The organism is Dactylosporangium cerinum, from assembly GCF_042653625.1.
Classification (GTDB): domain Bacteria; phylum Actinomycetota; class Actinomycetes; order Mycobacteriales; family Micromonosporaceae; genus Dactylosporangium; species Dactylosporangium cerinum.
In genome coordinates this window covers 149,648-167,700 of the sequence record NZ_JBHSIU010000010.1, presented here as the reverse complement: position 1 = coordinate 167,700, position 18,053 = coordinate 149,648, and the positions used below count along the sequence as shown (strand labels likewise).

General features: G+C 73.3%; 18 protein-coding genes. 7 read left to right on the top strand and 11 right to left on the bottom strand.

Annotated features, from left to right (window positions below; translation table 11 throughout):
• Nucleotide 1 precedes the first annotated feature (1 nt).
• From ACFPIJ_RS07120 to crcB (ACFPIJ_RS07105), 4 genes are read left to right on the top strand one after another with little or no spacing between them, the layout of a single operon-like run.
• Nucleotides 2-628 carry a hypothetical protein gene (locus ACFPIJ_RS07120; protein WP_380113821.1) on the top strand — a complete coding sequence of 209 codons (627 nt, stop codon included), beginning with the start codon at nt 2-4 and terminating at the stop codon, nt 626-628.
• A gap of 38 nt (nt 629-666) precedes the next feature.
• Nucleotides 667-2,322 (top strand): hypothetical protein, encoded by a 1,656-nt coding sequence (locus ACFPIJ_RS07115; RefSeq protein ID WP_380113820.1) that lies wholly within the window; start codon nt 667-669, stop codon nt 2,320-2,322.
• A gap of 16 nt (nt 2,323-2,338) precedes the next feature.
• Entirely contained in the window at nt 2,339-2,740 is a 402-nt protein-coding gene (crcB, locus tag ACFPIJ_RS07110) for a fluoride efflux transporter CrcB (RefSeq protein WP_380113819.1), read from the top strand.
• Nucleotides 2,740-3,084 carry a fluoride efflux transporter CrcB gene (gene crcB / locus ACFPIJ_RS07105; RefSeq protein WP_380113818.1) on the top strand — a complete coding sequence of 115 codons (345 nt, stop codon included), beginning with the start codon at nt 2,740-2,742 and terminating at the stop codon, nt 3,082-3,084. Before crcB (ACFPIJ_RS07110) ends, crcB (ACFPIJ_RS07105) begins: the two co-directional genes overlap by 1 nt.
• Before the next feature lie 11 nt (nt 3,085-3,095).
• On the opposite strand, the gene erm is transcribed toward crcB (ACFPIJ_RS07105), so the two are convergent.
• The 6 genes from erm to ACFPIJ_RS07075 all read right to left on the bottom strand — a co-directional run bounded on the left by erm (nt 3,096) and on the right by ACFPIJ_RS07075 (nt 9,061).
• Entirely contained in the window at nt 3,096-3,890 is a 795-nt protein-coding gene (erm, locus tag ACFPIJ_RS07100; RefSeq protein WP_380113817.1) for an ErmE/ErmH/ErmO/ErmR family 23S rRNA (adenine(2058)-N(6))-methyltransferase, read from the bottom strand.
• 256 nt (nt 3,891-4,146) lie between these two features.
• Complete coding sequence (locus ACFPIJ_RS07095) at nt 4,147-4,890, bottom strand: amino acid ABC transporter ATP-binding protein (RefSeq protein ID WP_380113816.1); 744 nt, start codon at nt 4,888-4,890, stop codon at nt 4,147-4,149.
• A complete protein-coding gene (locus ACFPIJ_RS07090; RefSeq protein ID WP_380113815.1) occupies nt 4,887-5,732 on the bottom strand; it encodes an amino acid ABC transporter permease in 846 nt (281 codons plus the stop codon). Before ACFPIJ_RS07090 ends, ACFPIJ_RS07095 begins: the two co-directional genes overlap by 4 nt.
• Nucleotides 5,733-5,738: 6 nt before the next feature.
• The gene (locus tag ACFPIJ_RS07085; protein WP_380113814.1) at nt 5,739-6,626 is read right to left on the bottom strand and encodes an ABC transporter substrate-binding protein; all 888 of its coding nucleotides are present in this window, start codon (nt 6,624-6,626) and stop codon (nt 5,739-5,741) included.
• 128 nt (nt 6,627-6,754) lie between these two features.
• The gene (locus tag ACFPIJ_RS07080) at nt 6,755-8,269 is read right to left on the bottom strand and encodes an MDR family MFS transporter (protein ID WP_380113813.1); all 1,515 of its coding nucleotides are present in this window, start codon (nt 8,267-8,269) and stop codon (nt 6,755-6,757) included.
• Nucleotides 8,270-8,323: 54 nt separating this feature from the next.
• Entirely contained in the window at nt 8,324-9,061 is a 738-nt protein-coding gene (locus ACFPIJ_RS07075; protein WP_380113812.1) for a hypothetical protein, read from the bottom strand.
• A 144-nt stretch (nt 9,062-9,205) separates the two neighbouring features.
• Between ACFPIJ_RS07075 and ACFPIJ_RS07070 the strand changes: the two genes are divergently transcribed.
• On the top strand, nt 9,206-10,375 hold the full coding sequence (locus ACFPIJ_RS07070; RefSeq protein ID WP_380113811.1) for a sensor histidine kinase: 1,170 nt from the start codon (nt 9,206-9,208) through the stop codon (nt 10,373-10,375).
• The gene (locus ACFPIJ_RS07065; RefSeq protein ID WP_380113810.1) at nt 10,372-11,034 is read left to right on the top strand and encodes a response regulator; all 663 of its coding nucleotides are present in this window, start codon (nt 10,372-10,374) and stop codon (nt 11,032-11,034) included. Before ACFPIJ_RS07070 ends, ACFPIJ_RS07065 begins: the two co-directional genes overlap by 4 nt.
• Before the next feature lie 243 nt (nt 11,035-11,277).
• Here ACFPIJ_RS07065 and ACFPIJ_RS07060 read toward each other — a convergent pair whose 3' ends face one another.
• The 5 genes from ACFPIJ_RS07060 to ACFPIJ_RS07040 form a co-directional block, all read right to left on the bottom strand.
• The gene (locus ACFPIJ_RS07060; RefSeq protein WP_380113809.1) at nt 11,278-11,952 is read right to left on the bottom strand and encodes a response regulator; all 675 of its coding nucleotides are present in this window, start codon (nt 11,950-11,952) and stop codon (nt 11,278-11,280) included.
• On the bottom strand, nt 11,949-13,952 hold the full coding sequence (locus ACFPIJ_RS07055; RefSeq protein ID WP_380113808.1) for a histidine kinase: 2,004 nt from the start codon (nt 13,950-13,952) through the stop codon (nt 11,949-11,951). Before ACFPIJ_RS07055 ends, ACFPIJ_RS07060 begins: the two co-directional genes overlap by 4 nt.
• A 74-nt stretch (nt 13,953-14,026) precedes the next feature.
• Nucleotides 14,027-14,809, bottom strand: coding sequence for an ABC transporter permease subunit (locus tag ACFPIJ_RS07050; protein WP_380113807.1), 783 nt, complete (start codon nt 14,807-14,809; stop codon nt 14,027-14,029).
• On the bottom strand, nt 14,806-15,702 hold the full coding sequence (locus ACFPIJ_RS07045; protein WP_380113806.1) for an ABC transporter ATP-binding protein: 897 nt from the start codon (nt 15,700-15,702) through the stop codon (nt 14,806-14,808). The genes ACFPIJ_RS07050 and ACFPIJ_RS07045 overlap by 4 nt, the downstream gene beginning before the upstream one ends.
• A 92-nt stretch (nt 15,703-15,794) precedes the next feature.
• Nucleotides 15,795-16,946, bottom strand: coding sequence for a cytochrome P450 (locus ACFPIJ_RS07040; RefSeq protein ID WP_380113805.1), 1,152 nt, complete (start codon nt 16,944-16,946; stop codon nt 15,795-15,797).
• Nucleotides 16,947-16,998: 52 nt separating this feature from the next.
• Between ACFPIJ_RS07040 and ACFPIJ_RS07035 the strand changes: the two genes are divergently transcribed.
• Nucleotides 16,999-17,994 carry a TetR/AcrR family transcriptional regulator gene (locus ACFPIJ_RS07035; RefSeq protein WP_380113804.1) on the top strand — a complete coding sequence of 332 codons (996 nt, stop codon included), beginning with the start codon at nt 16,999-17,001 and terminating at the stop codon, nt 17,992-17,994.
• Nucleotides 17,995-18,053: the final 59 nt, after the last annotated feature.

Sequence of the window (18,053 nt, the reverse complement as noted above, 5' to 3'; positions counted from 1 at the left end):
CATGCGCAACCGGCGGGTGAGTCTGCTGGACATCGGGCTGGACCAGTCGTTCGACGCGTCGATGGCCTTCGTCCAGTCGACCCTGCAGAGCATCAACGCCGGCCTGCCGGAGTCGATCGTGGACATCGACTTCGTGCGGTCCCGGGACCTCGACACGGTGCTGGCCGCGTTCACCGCGCCGTGCGACGTCCTGCACGTGATGGCGCACGGCGATCACGGCGAGACCCCGATGTTCAGCAGCACGGATGGCAAGACCGCCATCACGCTGGAGGCGATCGGTGACTACTCCGCCGACCGCGGCAGCGGCCTCAACGCGAGCGCCGTGCTCGCCGACGGGTGCAAGACCGGCATCGGCGCGTGGCAGCGGGCGCTGCGCAACTGCCTGCACGGGGAGATCGTCTACATCGGCTCGTCCGCCCTGGTCGGCTGGCACGAGAGCACCGTGTTCTGCTCGGCGTTCTACGGCGCGTTGTTCCGCAACAAGGGCAAGGGCATGACCCCGGCCGAGCAGGCGTGGGACGCCGCCAGCCGGGCGATCGAGGCGTACGCGGCGATCACGGACCGGGTCTGCCCCTACAAGGTGATGGTGCTGGAGCCGAGCCGCCAGGCCCGCCTGGCGTTCAGATAAAGGGCATAAGGGCGATTTTGTCGGGTAGGTCCGCCGACGTGCTGACCAACCTTGCGCATCTGGACTCCCTGCGGGTCCGTCTCACCCCGCCGCCGCAGCCGGGCCATACGACGTTCCGGCTGGCGGAGGAGCCCTCGGTCGAGGTCGTGTGGACCTACGCGGAGCGGCTCCCGGACGGCAGTTACCTCCCGGTCGGCGGCGGGCCCGTCGACCCCGACACCGGTCACTACACCCAGGGCGCCTTCAACGCCGACGACATCGCCCGAGCCGCCGTGGTGTACCTGCGGCACTGGCGGGCGACGGGCGCGGACACGAGCCGGGACGCGGCGCGGCAGCTGCTGCGCGGGCTGTGCTTCCTGCAGACCGTGCACGACGACGACCCCGACGACCTCGCGCACGGCAACGTGGTGCTGTGGCAGCAGCCGGACGGCATCCTCAACCGCAGCGGCATCCCCGCGGAGAGCCCCGACCCGTCCGACACCGGCGAGTCGGCGTGGCTGGCCCGCACCGTCTGGGCCCTGGGTGAGGGGTATGCGGCGTTCAGCGCCGACGAGGAGAGTGACCCGGATTTCGGGGCATTCCTGCGGCGCAGGCTCCGGCTGGCGATGAGCGCGATCCGTCGCCAGGTGTTGCCACGGTACGGCCAGTGGCGCGTCGTGGAGGACTCGGCCACCCCCGCGTGGCTGATCGGGGACGGCGCGGACCTGACCGGCGAGGCGCTGCTGGGGCTCTGCGCGTACACCGCGTGCACCGGCGACGACGACGCGCGGAAGCTGCTCGAGCAGCTCGCCGAGGGGGTCACCGCGATGCGGACCGGCACGCCCTGGACCTGGCCGTTCGGGGCGGTGCTGCCCAGCGCCCTGTCGCGCAGCGCCTGGCACGCGTGGGCCGGGCTGGCACCGGCCGGACTGGCCCGCGTCTACGAGGTCGCCGGTGACCTGGCGGCCCGGGACGCGGCCCTGGCCGACGCGGCGTCGTTCACCCCGCACCTGCTGGTGGAGGGCGGACCGGACAACCTGCGGGTCGCGGTGCCGGGCGCCCGGGAGGCGCTGACGATCGACGGGGTGCAGCTGTCCTACGGCGCCCAGTCCCGGGTCGAGTCGCTGCTGACCACGGCCAGGGTGACCGGCCGGCCGGCGCTGTCGACCCTGGCCGGGATCGCCGGCTCGTGGTTCTTCGGCAACAACCCGGCCGGCGCGCCCATGTACGACCCGGCGACCGGCCGCACCTACGACGGCGTCGACATCCCCGACGCCCCGCCGCAGCAGCCGGGCCGGCGGGGTGTCGTGCACCGCGACGCGGGCGCCGAGTCCACGATCCACGGCCTGCTCGCCATGCTCGCCCTGGACGGGGACCCGCACGCGGCGGCCGTGGCCCGCATCGCGGAGACCGAGACCGATCCGGAGTTGGGTATCGGGGCCGGCGACTGCCGCAAGGACAGCGAGCTGCGCTGCCTGACGCTGCGGGACCCGCTGACCGGGTCCCGGCTGACGCTGCTGCGCAGCGTCGCGACCAGCACCCGGGTCTGCGACGTCGACGTGGCCGGCGGCACCGCCGAGAGCACCGCCACCGTGACGGTCAACGACCCCGGCGGCGAGGAGCTGGAGCACTACACGACGTCGGCGGGCCGCATCCGGGCCCTCGTCCCGGCCGGCGGCTTCACCGTGATCACGCGGATGCCGGAGACCGTTTGACCGCTACCCTTGGCCGGTGTCCGATCAACCGGCCGGCACGGGCGCCGTGCTCGCCGCCGTCGCGGTGGGCGGGTCGGCCGGCAGCGCCGCCCGGTTCGGCGTCGCGCAGCTGCTGCCGCACGACGCCGGGACCGGCGTGCCGTGGTCGACCCTGGCGGTCAACGCGGTCGGCTGCCTGCTCATCGGGGTGCTCGTGGTGCTGGCCGAGGGCCGGCATCCGCTGCTGCGGCCGCTGCTCGGGGTCGGGGTGCTGGGCGGCTTCACGACGTTCTCCACCTACACCGTCGACGTCGTGGTCCTCGCGCAGCGGGGCGCGCTGTGGACCGCGGCCGCGTACGCCGCCGGCACCCTCCTGAGCGCCCTCGTCGCCGTGTCCGCCGGCGTCTTCGCCACCCGCCGGATCGCCGGGCGGCCCTGATGACGCTGCTGCTCGTGCTGATCGGCGGGGCGGTCGGCGCGCCCGCGCGGTATCTCACCGACCGCGTCCTGAAGGACCGCTGGCCGCTGGGCACGCTGGTGGTCAACGTGTTCGGCAGCGCACTGCTGGGCGTGCTGATCGGCGCCGGCGACGCGCTGCCCGTCGCGGTGAAGACGCTGGTGGGCACCGGGTTCTGCGGTGCGCTGACCACGTACAGCACGTTCAGCCTGGAAACGGTCCGCCTCGTGGAGGAGGGCCGGGCGGCCCGGGCGGTGCTGTACGTGGCGGCGAGCCTGGTGCTGGGCCTCGCCGCCGCCGCGGGTGGGTTCCTCCTGTCTCGTTAGCGCGGGTCTCGTCAGCGCGGGCCGGCGTGCAGGAGGCGGAACAGGGTCAGCCACTGTTCGGGCCAGACCAGCCCGACGGGGGTGTCCGGGGCGAGCCGCACCGCCCGGAACGCGGCCGAGACGCGGCGCGGGTCGAACCGGCGGCTCAGCGACGCGTGCAGCGACCCGCCGACGCCGCTGAACCCGAGGTCCACGAAACGCTCGTAGCCGCGGCCGGGTCCGACCAGCGGGACCGGTCTGCGGACCAGCCGCAGGATGCCGCCGTCGACGCGGGGCACCGGGCGGAACGCCGCCCGCGGCACCCGCCCGGCGAGCCGCCAGTCCCACCACGGCCAGGTCAGGATCGTCAGCCGGGTCCAGCGGCCGTAGTCGCCGGTGCGTTTGCGGGCGTACTCGAGCTGGGTCAGCAGCGTCGCCCCGGTCAGGCCGGGGGCGTGCAGGCACCAGTCGACGACGGCGGACGTCAGCGCGTAAGGGATGTTGCCGACGACCGTGAACGGCTCCGCCGGCGGCGCCGACGCGAGGAAGTCCGCGACCCGGACCGTGACGTTGCCACCTCCGGGGAGGGCGGCGGGGAGGGCGGCGGCGAGGGCCGGGTCGACCTCGTAGGCGATGACCCGCCGGCACCGCCGGGCGAGCGCGGCGGTGAGGTGTCCGCGCCCCGCGCCGACCTCGACGACGACCCCGCGGGGTTCGAGCTGTGCCGCGTCGACCAGCCGGCGGACCGCGTCGGGGGCGGTGAGCAGATTCTGGCCGTACACGCGACGGCTTCTGGCTTGAAGGTTTTTCCGAGTGGCTGGCGCCATGACCGTGGGTCCCGTCTGCCGCCGCGATTCGGCGGCGAAACACGGACAGGCGGCATCGCGGCCCGTCCGTTTCCGAAGGTGGACTCGGCAGGGCCCTGGCGCGGCCGGCGCGGCCGGGAAGGAGGCGCTAGCAGACCAGGGCGCGACGCTCGGTGCGATTGCGCGCGGCCGGCATCGCCGCCTGGGCGATGAGGGCATGCGTCGTGGTCATGGTCACCGCCGCACGGTAACCGACGACGCGCCGGCCGGCACGCGATTAAAGCCGGCCGGCCTCGGTGATGCGGTGCAGGAACTGCTGGGTGCGTGGCTCGCGGGGCGCCCCGAACACCTGCGACGGCGGGCCCTGCTCCACGATGAGACCGCCGTCGAGGAAGCAGACCCGGTCGGCGACCTGGCGGGCGAAACTCATCTCGTGCGTCGCGAGGATCATCGTGACGCCGTCGCCCTTGAGGTCACGGATCAGGGCGAGGACCTCGCCGACCAGCTCCGGATCGAGCGCGGATGTGACCTCGTCGAGCAGCAGCAGCCGCGGGTCGTTGACCAGCGCCCGGACGATCGCGACCCGCTGCTGCTGGCCGCCGGAGAGCCGGTCCGGGTAGGCGGCGGCCTTGTCGGCGAGGCCGACCCGCTCCAGCAGCGCGAGCGCCTTGGCCCGCGCTTCCGCCTTCGGCATTCTGTGGACGCGCAGCGGGGCGAGGGTCACGTTGTCCAGCACGCTCAGGTGCGGGAACAGGTTGAACGCCTGGAAGACGATGCCGATGCGGCGGCGGACCTGGTCCGGGTCGGCGCGCGGGTCGGTGATGTCCTTGCCGTCGAGGTGGATGGTGCCGTCGTCGACCTGTTCGAGCAGGTTCACGCAGCGCAGCAGCGTCGACTTGCCGGAGCCGGACGCGCCGATGAGTGCGACCACCTCGTGCTCGTCGACGTCCAGGGACACCCCGCGCAGCACCGGATTGCCGTTGAACAGCTTGTACACACCGTCGATGCTCAACACAGTCACAGCCGGTTGTCTCCTGACTGGCGGCGGGCGGCGCGCAGCGTGACCCAGTCCGTGACGGCGACGACGGGGATCGCCAGCAGCACGAACAGGACCCCGGCGACGACATACGGGGTGTAGTTGTAGGAGCCGGCGGTCTCGATCTGCGCGGCCCGGATCGCGTCGATCGGCCCGGCGAGGGAGATGAGCCCGACGTCCTTCTGCATCGCGACGAGGTCGTTGAGCAGCGGCGGCGCGACCCGCCGGACGGCCTGCGGCAGCACCACGTGCCGCATCGTCTGCCGATACGTGAGGCCCAGCGATCGGGCGGCGGCGCGCTGCGACGGGTGCACGGACTCGATCCCGGCGCGGAACACCTCGGCGATGTAGCCGCCGTAGGTGAGCACGATCGCGATCCCGCCGAGCACGAGGACCGACGGGGTGCCGCTGAGCCGAAGCCCGGGCACGCCGAACGCGAACAGATACAGGGTCACGATCAACGGCAGACCGCGGAAGGTGTACGTGTATCCGGCGGCGAACGCCCGCAGCGGGAAGAACACGGCGGGCCGGATGGTGCGCAGCGTGGCGATGCCCAGGCCGAGCAGCACCGCAGCGATCGCGCAGACCACGAGGAGCTGCACGTTGAGCCACAGCCCGCGCAGCACCGCGGGCAGCGAGTCGCGGGCGGCCTCGGCGGACAGGAAACTGGCCCGGAACCGGTCCCAGCCGGGTGCGCCGGTGACGGCGGCGTACAGCAGGATCCCGACGACGAGCGTGGACCCGGCCGCGACCGCCACCGACAGGGTTGTCTGCCGGCGGCGGTACGCGTCGCGTTCCAGCTGTAACGGGCTGGGTTTGAAGGTCATCGCTTTTTAGTTGAGCGTCGGTGCGCCCTGCACGGACGACAACCATTTGTCCGTGAGCGTCTTGAGAGTGCCGTCGGTGCGCAGCGCGTCGACGGCCTGGCTGACACAGCCGGTCAGCGCGGAGCCCTTGTCCAGCACCAGACCGAACTGCTCCGGGGTGCCGGACGGCTGCGGGAGCTGCCCGACGATCTGCGCCTCGGTGATCTCGGCGCCGGTGATGTAGAACGCCGTCGGCAGGTCCACGACGAGCCCGTCGATCTGCCCGTTCTGCAGGGCCTTCTTGGCGTCGTCGTTGTTGTTGTACACCTGCGGCTGCGCCGTCGGCTTGACCACCTCGGTGATCGAGCGGTAACTGGTCGTGCCGACCTGCGCGCCGAGCTTGGCGCCCTTGAGGTCGGCGACGGTCTTCGCCCCGGCGATCTTCGACGTCTTCAAGGCGATGACGGTCTGGGTCACGTCGTAGTACGGGGCGGAGAAGTCGACGGCCTGCTTGCGCTCGTCGGTGATGGAGAACTCGTTGACGTCGAAGTCGAAGGTCTTCTTGCCCGGGGCGATCGCGTTGTTGAACGTGACCCGGGTCCAGACGACCTGGTCCTTGCTGTAACCGAGCTTCGTGGCGACCGCGTACGCGACGGCGGCCTCGAAGCCCTCGCCCGACTCCGGTTTGTTGTCCTTGAACCACGGCTCGTAGACGGGCTCGTCGGTGGCGACCGTGAGCTTGCCCGCCGCGACGGTCTTGAGGTTCGCCGGGTCGCACTTCGCGGTGCCCGGGGAGGCTGAGCCGCCCGAGGCGGCCGGGGTGGCAGTGGTGTCGTCGTCGGCCGGTGCGCAGCCGGAGGCAACGGCGAGTGCCGCGGTGAGCCCGGCGGCGATGAGGAGGGTCCTGGAGCGCATGGCGGCGATCCTATCCACCGCAGCGGTAGGAATTGGATCTCCAGTGTGTCGGATCACGCCAGCGGCGCTCACGGCGACAGCGCTCGCGGCAACGGCGCTCACCGCAACGGCGCTCACCGCAACGGCGCTCACGGCAGCGGCGTGATCCGCCGCGGCATGAGCAGCAGCGCGCCGACTCCGAGGACCGCGACGCAGGCCAGCGCGATGAACACGTGGTGGGTCGCGGCGTACAGGCTGCCCCGCGCGTACTCCAGCACCGCCGGCGGGGTGCCGTCCGCCTTGAGCACGACGTCGGTCGCGTCGGCGCCGGCTTTGAACGTGTCGCGCACGTCGGGCGGCGCGGACGCGAACCGCCGGTCCAGGGTGGTGTTGGCGATCGCGCCGAACACCGCACCACCGATCGCGCTGCCGATCGACCGGAAGAACATGTTGGTGCCGGTGACCACGCCACGGCGGTCCCAGCCGACCACCGACTGCAGGGCGACGATGTTGGGACTCGACACCAGCCCGAGGCCGATCCCCACGACGAAACAGGCCACCGCGAGGAAGGGGATGCCGGTGTACCGGCCGAGCACGGCGCACATGACGGTGCCGGCGACGACGGCCGCGCTGCCCACCAGGCCCGTGTCGCGGAACCCGATGCGCAGGTAGACCCGGCCGGACAGGGTCGCCGCGATCGGCCAGCCCAGCGACATCGCCGCGACGGCGAACCCGGCGACGACGGCGCTCGCGCCCAGGACCCCTTGCGCGAAACTCGGCACGAACGACGTGAGCCCGATCAGCAGCGCGCCGACGACGAGCGCGATGAGGTTGCCCGCGACGAGCACCCGGTGCCGGAACACCCACAGCGGCAGGATCGGCTCCTCGGCCCGGCGCTCCACGAACCAGAACGCGACCATCAGCACCGTGCCGGCCGCGAAGATCGCCACGCTCGGCACCGACGCCCACGCCCAGCTGGTGCCGCCCTCGAGGGTGCCGAGAATGAGCAGGCTGCAACCGGTGACGAGCAGCCCCGCGCCGAGGTAGTCGATGCGGTGCCCGCGCCGCTCGACCTTCTCCTTCAGGTTCCGGGCGAGCATCCATGCGGCGAGCGCACACAGCGGGAGGTTGATGAAGAAGATCCACCGCCACGACAGGTAGTCGGCGAACACCCCGCCGAGCGTCGGCCCGACCACCGACGACACGCCCCACACGCCCGCGACGTACCCCTGCACCCTGGCCCGCTCCTCGACCGTGTACAGGTCACCGATGATCGTGATGTTCATCGGCTGGATCGCGCCGGCGCCGATGCCCTGCACGGCCCGGAACACGATGAGCGTCACCATGCTCCACGCGAACCCGCACAGCACCGACCCGAGCAGGAACACCGCGATCCCCGTGAACATCACCGGCCGGCGCCCGACGACGTCGGCGAGCTTGCCGTACAGCGGGGTCGTCACCGCCTGGGTCAGCAGGTACACCGAGAACAGCCACGGGAACTGCGAGAACCCGCCCACGTCACGCACCACCGACGGCACCGCGGTCGCGATGATGGTGCTGTCGAGTGCGACGAGTGCGGTGGTCAGCATCACCGAGGCGAGGACCGGCCCCCGCTCGGACCGCAGCCCGACCGCTTTCCGGGGCGTGAAAGTGGCGTTACCCATGCGGACACCTTACGGCCGGCGGACCTTTGCGGTCCGCCGGCCGTCGTGTCCGGTCTATGCCACGCTGACTGCTGCAGCTGGGACCGTGACCCGGGTGCGGTTGACGACCCGCAGTCCGGCGACCGCCATCACGGCGAGCATCGGCAGGGTGCCGACGGCCGGGAGGATCGGCGTGTCGTACGGCATGAACAGCAGCCCCGCGTACCCGAGCACGATCGCGCCCAGCGACCACCAGCCGATGACGCCGGCGCGGGCCAGCCCGGCGAACGTCAGCAGCAACGCGAGCGACACCAGCGGCCCGGGGCTGAACGCCAGCTGCTGCGCGGGGTGCGCGAGCACCTTGTCCGACAGCGACACCGCCTGCTCGACCGGCAGGTTCCGGCCGATCTCCATGTGGAACCAGTCCGACAGCAGCGCCCCCGACATCTCGATCAGGCACAGCGCGCCGAGCAGCGCCCCCACCAGCGTGACGACGCTGCCGCGGCGGCCCCGCACGAGCAGCGGCAGCGCCAGCAGCCCGACGCCCATCAACAGGTTGCCGTAGTGCAGCAGCAGCGCCGACAGTTGTGTCTGGAACGGATCGGCGGCCAGGGACTGCAGGTAGGCGGCCTTGTCGTCGCCGGTGCTCGGTGGTGACGTGGCCAGCCCGGCGAAGAAGAGGGCGGCGCCGGCGATCAGCGAGACACCGGCGGCGTAAGGAAGGACCCGGCGGGCGGGGTTGGTCGCGTTCGTCATGTTCGTCGTGGCTGCGTTCGTCATGTTCGTCGTGGCTTTGTTCGTCATGTTCTGCATGGCCAGGACGCTATGGTCGGGCACCCTGCCGGGTCTGCTGCCCGGCGTCTCGACCCACGTCCGCCGCCCGGCGGACCCGGCCCCGTCACGCTGTCCGCCGCACGGCCGACCCGGCCCGCTGACCTGCGGCAATAGGATCACCCCATGCACCGCACGCTCGTGCCCCTGGCCACCGCCGGTCTCCTGGCGGTCATCGGCGTCGCCGAGATCCTCCTCGACAGCGCGTTCTCCGCCGCCCCGGCCGTCCCGGCGCTCGCGCTCGCCGCCGTCGTGGCCGGCGCCGCCCTCGCCGGGAGGTTCCCGATCACCGGCGCCGCCGTGGTCGCGCTCGCCTTCCCCATCGCCGTCGCCGGCGGCCTCAACGGCCCGACCGGCGCCGCCGTCTTCGGCTTCTTCCTGGCCCCGGGCTGGGCCGGCTACCGGCGGGCCGCGTCCTGGCCGGCGCCCCTCGCCGCGCAGCTCATGGCCAGCCTCGGCACCTGGCTCGCCGCCCGGGCCGCCGGCTCGACCGTGACCGGCGTCGCCGCCATGGCCTGGGAGAACCTGTTCTTCGGCCTGCTGTGCTGGGGCGCCTGGGGCGTCGGCCTGCTCGCCCGGCGACTGCGCGACCGCGCGGAGCTGCTCGCCCGGCTCACCACCGCCCTGGACGCCGAACGCGACGCCCGCGAGCACGCCGTCGTCGCCGAGGAACGCCAGCGCATCGCCCGCGACATGCACGACGCCGTCGCGCACTCGATCAGCGTCATGGTCCTGCAGCTCGGCGCGGTCCGCGCGACCCTGCCACCCGGCACACCACAGGCCGAGATGCTCGAAGGCGTCGAACGGCTCGGCCGCGAGTCCGTGCGGGAGCTGCACACCCTGGTCGGCATCCTGCGCGACACTCCAGCCGCGACCACCGCGCCGCAGCCGTCCCTCGCCCGCGCCGAGGACCTGGTCGCCGAGGTCCGCGCCGCCGGCCTGCCGGTCGAGCTCACCGTCGACGGCGACCTGACCGGCCTCCCCCGCGCCCAGGACATCTCCGCCTACCGGGTCCTGCAGGAGGCCCTGACCAACGTGCTGCGCCACGCCGGCACCGCCGCGACCAGCGTGCACCTGCAGCGGACCCCGGACAGCGTCACGCTCACGGTCGACAACGCCGCGGGTCCCGCCACCCCGGTCGACAGCGGCGGGCACGGGCTCATCGGGATGCGCGAACGGGTCGCCGTGTTCTCCGGCACCCTCGCGGCCGGCGCACGCCCCGGCGGCTACACCGTGCGCGCCGTCTTTCCCCTCGGCACCGCGACCGCACCGGCCATCCTGACGGGCCGCGCATGATCCGGGTCGTGGTCGTCGACGACGAGGCGATGATCCGGGCCGGCCTGCGCATGCTGCTGGACCACCAGCCCGACATCGAGGTCGTCGGCGAGGCCGCGGACGGCGTCCGGGCCCTGGACGAGGTCCGCCGCACCACCCCCGACGTGGTCCTGCTGGACGTCCGCATGCCGCACGGCGACGGCATCGAGGCGGCCCGGCACATCCTCGCGCTCGGCACGGCCCGGGTCATCATCCTCACGACGTTCGACGAGGACGAGGCGGTCCGGCGGGCGCTGCGGCTGGGCGTGAGCGGGTTCCTGCTCAAGGTCGCGCCGCCGGAGCAACTCGTCCACGCGGTGCGCACCGTCGCCGCCGGCCAGGCTCTGCTCGACCCGGCGGTGACCCTGCGCGTCATCGAGTCCTACGCCGCCGCCCCCACCGCCGACCCACGGGCCGCCGCCCAGCTCGCCACCCTCACCGACCGCGAGGTCGACGTGCTGCGGCTCGTCGCCCGCGGCCGCTCCAACGCCGAGATCGCCGCCGCCCTGTTCCTCGGCGAGGCGACGGTCAAGACGTACGTCTCCCGCATGCTGACGAAACTCGACCTGCGCGACCGCGTCCAGGCGGCCGCGTTCGCCTACGAGAGCGGCCTGATCCGCCCCGGCACCGCCTCCCCCTGACCCTGCCCCAGCACCGCTTCCCCTGACCCTGCCCCAGCACCGCTTCCCCTGACCCTGCCCCAGCACCGCTTCCCGTGGCCCTGGTCCGGCGCCACTTCCCCTGACCCCGGGTCCTCCGGGCCCTGCCCGGCGTCCTCAGAGTGGATCTTCGCCATGATCGAAGGCCAGCGGCAACCGGCCCACACGACCAGTGCTCGCCTTCGATCACGCGGAGTGGATCCACCTCAACGTCGGGCCGGGCGGTCAGGGTTCGCCGCGTCGGACCACGCCCGCCTCGTACGCGAACACCACCACCTGGACCCGGTCCCGCAGCCCGAGTTTCATCAGCAGCCGTCCCACGTGTGTCTTCACCGTCGTCTCCGACAACGACAGCGCCTCGGCGACCTCCAGGTTGGACCGGCCGCGGGCGACCTCGACGAGCACCTCCCGTTCCCGCCCGGTCAGCCGCTCCAGCAGCAGGTCCGCGGGCGACGGCCCGGCCGCCGGGTCCGGCAGGTGCCCCGCGAACGCGTCGATCAGCCGGCGGGTCACCCGCGGCGCAACGACGGCGTCGCCCTCCGCAACCGACCGGATCGCGCCGACCAGCTCGGCCGGCTGGACGTCTTTGAGCAGGAACCCGCTGGCGCCGGCCCGGAGCGCCGCCCACACGTACTCGTCCAGGTCGAACGTGGTCAGCACCAGAATCCGCGCCGCCGAACCCGACTCCACGATCCGCCGGGTCGCCTCGATGCCATCGGCAACGGGCATCCGCACGTCCATGAGCACCACGTCCGGCCCGAGCGCCGCCGCCATCGTGACCGCCTGCGCACCGTCGCCGGCCTCCCCGACCACCTCCAGGTCCGGCTGCGTCGAAAGGATCATCCGGAACCCGAGCCGCAACAGCGGCTGATCGTCCACCAGCAGCACCCTGATGCTCACGCCCCGCCCCCTCCCCCGTGCAACACGGCCCGCACCGACCAGCCGGGACCATCGCCGCGCGGACCGGCTGCGAACCGCCCGCCGTACGCCGCGGCCCGCGCCGCCATCCCCGCCATCCCGCGCCCGTCACCCGACCCCGCGCCCGTCCTGGGCACACCCGACCCCGCGCCTGTTCCTGGCCCACCCGGCCCTGCGCCTGATTTCGGCGCACCCGACCCCGTGCCCGTCCTAGGCACACCCAGCCCTACGCCCGTTCCAGGCCCACCCGGCCCTGCGCCTGATTTCGGCGCACCCGACTCCACGCCTGTCTTGGGCACACCCAGCCCTACGCCCGTTCCAGACCCACCCGGCCCTGCGCTGATTCTGCGCGCGCCCGACCCCGTGCCCGTCCTAGGCACACCCAGCCCTACGCCCGTTCCAGACCTACCCAGACCTGCGCCAGTTCTCAGCACACCCGACCCCTGGGCCTGTTTCGGCACATCCGACCCTGTGCCTGTCCTGGGCGCAGCCAGCCCTGCGCTGATTCTGGGCGCACCCGACCCGGCGCCTGTGCCGGGCGCACCCGGCCCGTCGTCGGTGACCTCGAGGTCGACCCGCCCGTCCAGGTACCGCAACCGCACCGCCGACCGGCTCGCCGCCCCGGCGTGCTTGAGCACGTTGGTGAGCGCTTCCTGGACGATCCGGTACACCGCCAGCTCCGCCCCGGCGCCCAGCTCACCGGGCACCCCCTCCACGGTGACCTCGACCCGCAGCCCGGCCGCCCGCACCCCGTCAATGAGCGCGTCGAGGTCGGCCAGCCCCGGCTGCGGTCCGGGCGGCGGACCCGCGCCGGTGCCGGCGTCCGCATCGTTGTGCAGGAGACCCAGGACCCGGCGCATCTCGCCGAGCGCCTGCCGCCCGGTGCCCGACACGTGCCGCATCGCGGCCACGGCCTCGTCCGGCGAAGACCCAGCGGTCAGCGTCGCCGCGTCGGCAAGGGTGACCATCACCGACAGGTGGTGCGCGACGATGTCGTGCATGTCGCGGGCGATCCTGGCCCGCTCGGCCGCCACCGCGATCTCGGCCCGCTGGTCACGGTCGCGTTCGAGGCGCCGGGCCCGGTCCTCCAACCCGGCCAGGTACGCCCTCCGCGTCCGCATCACCAGCCCGAGCAGCACCGCCGCCGCCAACCCGAACGTCACAAACCCCGCCGCGGTCCACACCGGGCCGGCCACCCGCGCCGCCCTGAGCGACGCAGCGAGCGCAAGCGTCTCCACCACGACGACAACCGGCACGAGATGCCACAGTGGCGCGTGCCGGGCGACCGTGTACACCGCGATGGCGATGACCGCCTCCGGATACAGCCCCTCAACCCGGATCCCTACCGACACGAGCGTCACCAGCGACAGCCCGAAGACGCTCCAGCACACCGCGACGGGCGCGGCCCGCCGCCACGCCAGCAGCAGGTGGACCGCCACATAGCACCCGACGCCGGCGGCGTGCGCCCCCTCCAGTGCCCGGTCCGCGTTGACCACCCCGACCACAGCGGCGAGCGCACCGTCGACCCACCGCGGATGCCGCATCGCGAACGCCCGCACCGCCCCGAACCACCGCGCCCCGACCGACCCACCGCTGTCGCCGACCCCGCCACCAACCGCCCCGCCGGACCGGCCCGCTCCGCCACCAACCTCCCAGCCGCCGCCCGCCCCGCCGGTGTGCCTGCCGCCCGCGACGTCGGTGTGCCTGCCGCCCGCGACGTCGGTGCCCAGTTCTCCGGCCCCGACGTCGGTGGTGGCCCTGCCGTCCGGACCTTCGGCAGGGTTGCCGGCCGGGACCACGGCCGCCGACCTGCCGACCGGAACCTCGGCGACCGGGGCGCGGGCGGCTTCCGCGGCGAGCCCGCCGAGCGGGACGGCGGCGGTGGAGCCGCCGGGCGCGGACCCAGCGGAACCACCAGGCGAAACACTGTCGGGCGCGGACCCAGCGGAACCACCGGGCAAAACACCGTCGGGCGCGGACACAGCGGAACCACCAGGCGAAGCGTCGTCGGGTGTGGGGGCGGGGTGGTCGGCGGCGGGGGTCACGGGGAGCAACGCTATGCGTCTCGGCGGCGCAGGACGAGGGTGCCGGCCAGTAGGAGCAGCGCTACCCAGCCGATGAGCACGAGCGCGGAAGCGGCCGGGGAGAACGTGTGGAACGGGTTGCCGGTGCCGTTGACGCTGTACATGGCCTGGGCGGCCACCGTCGGCACGAAGCGCATGATGTCGTCGGCGCGGTCGGGAGGCAGGGCGGCGCCGAGCAGCGCGGGGCCGACGAACATCGCGGCCACGAGGGTGGTGATCGCGCCCGCGGAGTGGCGCAGGAGGGTGCCGACGCCGAGGCCGAGCAGTCCGGTGAGGACGAGGCCGGTGGCGGCGCCGGCGATGGCGCGGGGAACCTGCGGGTCGCCGAGGGAGGCGCCGTCCGAGCCGAGGAACGCCTGGCAGAGCAGGAACGAGCCGAGGCAGACGGCGGTCATCAGCGGCACGGTGACTGCGAGCTGGGCGACGGCCTTGGCCGCGACGACCGGCCAGCGGCGGGGGACGGCGGTGAGGGTGGAGCGGATCGAGCCGGTGCCGTATTCGCCGGTCATCTGCAGGACACCGAAGACGCCGACGACCAGGACGACGAAGTCGACGGGGAGGAACCCGGCGCCGATGGCCTCGGGGACGCCGGGTGGGGTGGCGCCGCCGAGAACGGAACGGTGCACGCCGTAGCCGACGGCGCCGGCGAGGCCGACGGTGACGACGGCGAGAGTGCCGAGCGTGAACCAGGTCGAGCGCAGGGACAGCAACTTGGTCCACTCGGCGTGCAGGACCCGCGGAAACGTGAGTCTCATCGGTATTCGACCTCCGACTTGGTGAGCTCCATGTAGGCCTCCTCCAGGGACGCGCGGCGTGGGGTCAGCTCGTGCAGGGCGATGCCGGCGGCGCGGGCGACGTCACCGATGCGTTCGGCGGTGGCGTCTGCCACGTGCAGCAGGCCGGGCTCGACACCCGTGACGACGGCGCCGGTGGCGGTGAGGGCGTCTCGCAACGCGGCGGCGTCGGGCGAACGGACCACGGCGGTGCCGACCCCGACCCGCGCGATCAGGTCGGTGACGGTCGTGTCGGCGAGGAGCCGGCCGCGACCGACGATGACGAGGTGCTCGGCGGTGACGGCCATCTCGCTCATCAGGTGGCTGGACACCAGCACGGTGCGGCCGTCGGCGGCGAGGTCCTTGAGCAGGTTGCGGATCCACAGGACGCCGTCGGGGTCCAGACCGTTGACCGGCTCGTCGAGGATGACGACCGCCGGGTCACCGAGCAGCGCGGCGGCGATGCCGAGCCGCTGTCCCATGCCGAGGGAGAACCCGCCGGCGCGACGGTGCGCGACGGACTCCAGGCCGACGAGGCCGAGGACCTCCTCGACGCGGGTGGCCGGGATGCCATGGGTGCGCGCGAGGGCGAGCAGGTGCGCGCGGGCCGTGCGTCCCCTGTGGACGGAGCGGGCGTCGAGCAGCGCGCCGACCTGCCGCAGCGGGTCGGGATGGGCGCGATACGGCCGGCCGTTGACGGTGGCGGTGCCCGCCGTCGGGCGGTCCAGCCCGACGATCATCCGCATGGTGGTGGACTTGCCGGCGCCGTTGGGCCCGAGGAAACCGGTGACCTGCCCGGGCCTCACGGCGAACGACAGTGCGTCGACGGCGATGGTGCCGCCGTAGCGTTTGCTCAGTGCCTGCGCCTCGATCATGCGTACGACGCTATGACCGGCACGGAATTGCCACGACCTACCCAGGTCGCGACCCGCGGCGGCGAATGTCCTCCTCAGGTAGGACCCGGGTCCTACCCGACGGTGACCGGCAGCGCCGCGAGGCGCCACGTGCCCGGGTCCGGCACCCGCCGGGCGGCGATCCCAGCGAGGGCACCGGCGTCGCTGAGCGCCAGGTCCGGAAACCGCGACAGCAGCGCACCGAGCGCCACCGTCGTCTGCACCCGGGCGAGGGGCGCACCGAGGCAGAAGTGCGGGCCGTGCGCGTAGCCGAGATGCGCCCCGGCGGACGTCGAGCGCAGGTCGAGCCGCTCAGGATCGGGGAACACCCGCGGATCCCGGTTCGCCGCGACGATCGAGACCGTGACGGGTTCGCCGGGTGCGACAGTGATGCCGGCAAGGGTGGTGGGGCGCTGGACGTACCGTGGAATCGTCAGAAGTTGCGGACCGCACCATCTGGTCAGCTCTTCGACGGCGCCCGGTAGCAGGTGCGGCTCGGCGCGCAGAAGGGCCGCACGGGAAGGGTCCTCGAGCAGGGCCGCGACGGAGTTGGCGATGAGGTTCGTCGGGGTCTGCCCGGCGAGGACCAGGTGCCAGACCAGCGTGACCAGCTCCTGCTCCGTGAGCCCGCCGCCGAACATGGCCGCCACGTGCGGCGCGGCGGTCCTCGCCCCGTCGATGATCGCCGGAATCGCCGCGACGAAGGCGGGCCCGTTCCCGGCGGCGACGGCCCTGCCGTGCGCCAGCCAGGCCGGCCGGTCGCCCGCCGGGACGCCGACGAGCGCGCAGATGACCTCCATCGGCAGCGGCCCGGCGAAGTGCTCCAGCAGGTCGACCGGCCCGTCGAGGAGCCGGTCGGCGACGTCGTCGAGCAGCCGGTCGACGATCTGCGAGACCACGGGCCGGAAGTCGGCGGCGCGCCGGGCGGTGAACGCGGGTGCGCTCAGCCGGCGCAGCCGCTGATGTTCGGGGCCGTCCATCTCCTGCATCGTCCGCAGGTACGGCCGGCAGTGCTCCGGCACGTCGAGCCGCGGATAGCTGGCGGCGTTGTTGCCGAACCGCGGGTCGGCAAGCATCGCCCGCGCCTCGGCGTGCCGGGTGACGGCCCACATGGGACCGAGCCCGGGTGCGACGAGCCTGGCGATCGGCCCCTGCTCGCGGGCCTGCCCATGGACCGCGGCCGGGTCGTCCAGCGAGGTGAGGTCGATCTCGGGCACGGTGCTCACAACAGCCTCCAAATGATCGCATCATCTGAATGATGACAGTATCTTAAACATCATGGCCCGCCTGACCCGTGCCGAGACGCAGGAGCGCAACCGCGCGGCCGTCCTCACCGCCGCACGCGCGGAGTTCGCCGAACGCGGCTTCCGCGACGCGAAGATCGACGCGATCGCCGAACGGGCCGAGCTCACCCGGGGCGCGGTCTACTCGAACTTCCCCGGCAAGCGCGCCCTGTACTTCGCGGTCCTCGCCGGCGACGTCCCCGCCGTCCCGGCGGCCGCCACCACGGCCACCGCCCGGGCCGCGCTCGGCGCCCTCGCCAGGGCCTGGGTCGCCCGGCTGCCCCTGGCGACCGACGACACCGGACCGGCCGCCCGCCTCGCCGCCGACCTGATGGCCGAGGTCGTCGCCGACCCGGCCGCGCGGACCGCGTTCGCACAGCTCAAGCGGCTGGACGCGATCCTTCTCGGACTCGCCCTGGAGCGTCTCCGGGGCGCGGAAGGCCGGCAGGTCCGCCTGGCCGAGCTGGCCCTGACGGTCCTGCACGGCGCCGGCCAGCTCGCCGCGGCGGCGCCCGGTTTCGGCGAGCCGTTCGACGTCGTGCGGGCCGTCGAGGAACTCCCCGAGCTCGACGACGTCTGGATCCCGCCGCTGCCCGCGACCACCGCGGACCCCGTCGACGAGCCATGGGTCCAACCGTCCACAGTGGACCTGCTGCGGGGCGGGCCCGTGCAGGCCCGGCCGGACGGGATCGTCGCGATCGTCGGGCTGCACCGCCTGGCCGCCATCGAGCACGCGGCCCGCAGCGGGCGGCCCGTGACCGCGGTCCTCGTCACCGGCACGCCGGACGAGCTGCTGCCGCTGGTCCGGCTGTCCCTCGCCGAGCTGCGCCATCACCTCGCCCACGCGGTGCCGCCCGGAGCCTGGCCCGAGGTGCAGGTCACCTGCGACCCGCGACCCGCCACCGACACCACGGAGACCGCGCTGCGCATCGCCGGCGGCCGGGTCGTCGCCCGCGCCGACGGATGGGGCGCCGTGGCCGCCGTCTCCTAACGCCCACCTCTTGCCGTTTCAGCAACAACCCTTGTCGCTGACGCCAGACCGAGCGACGC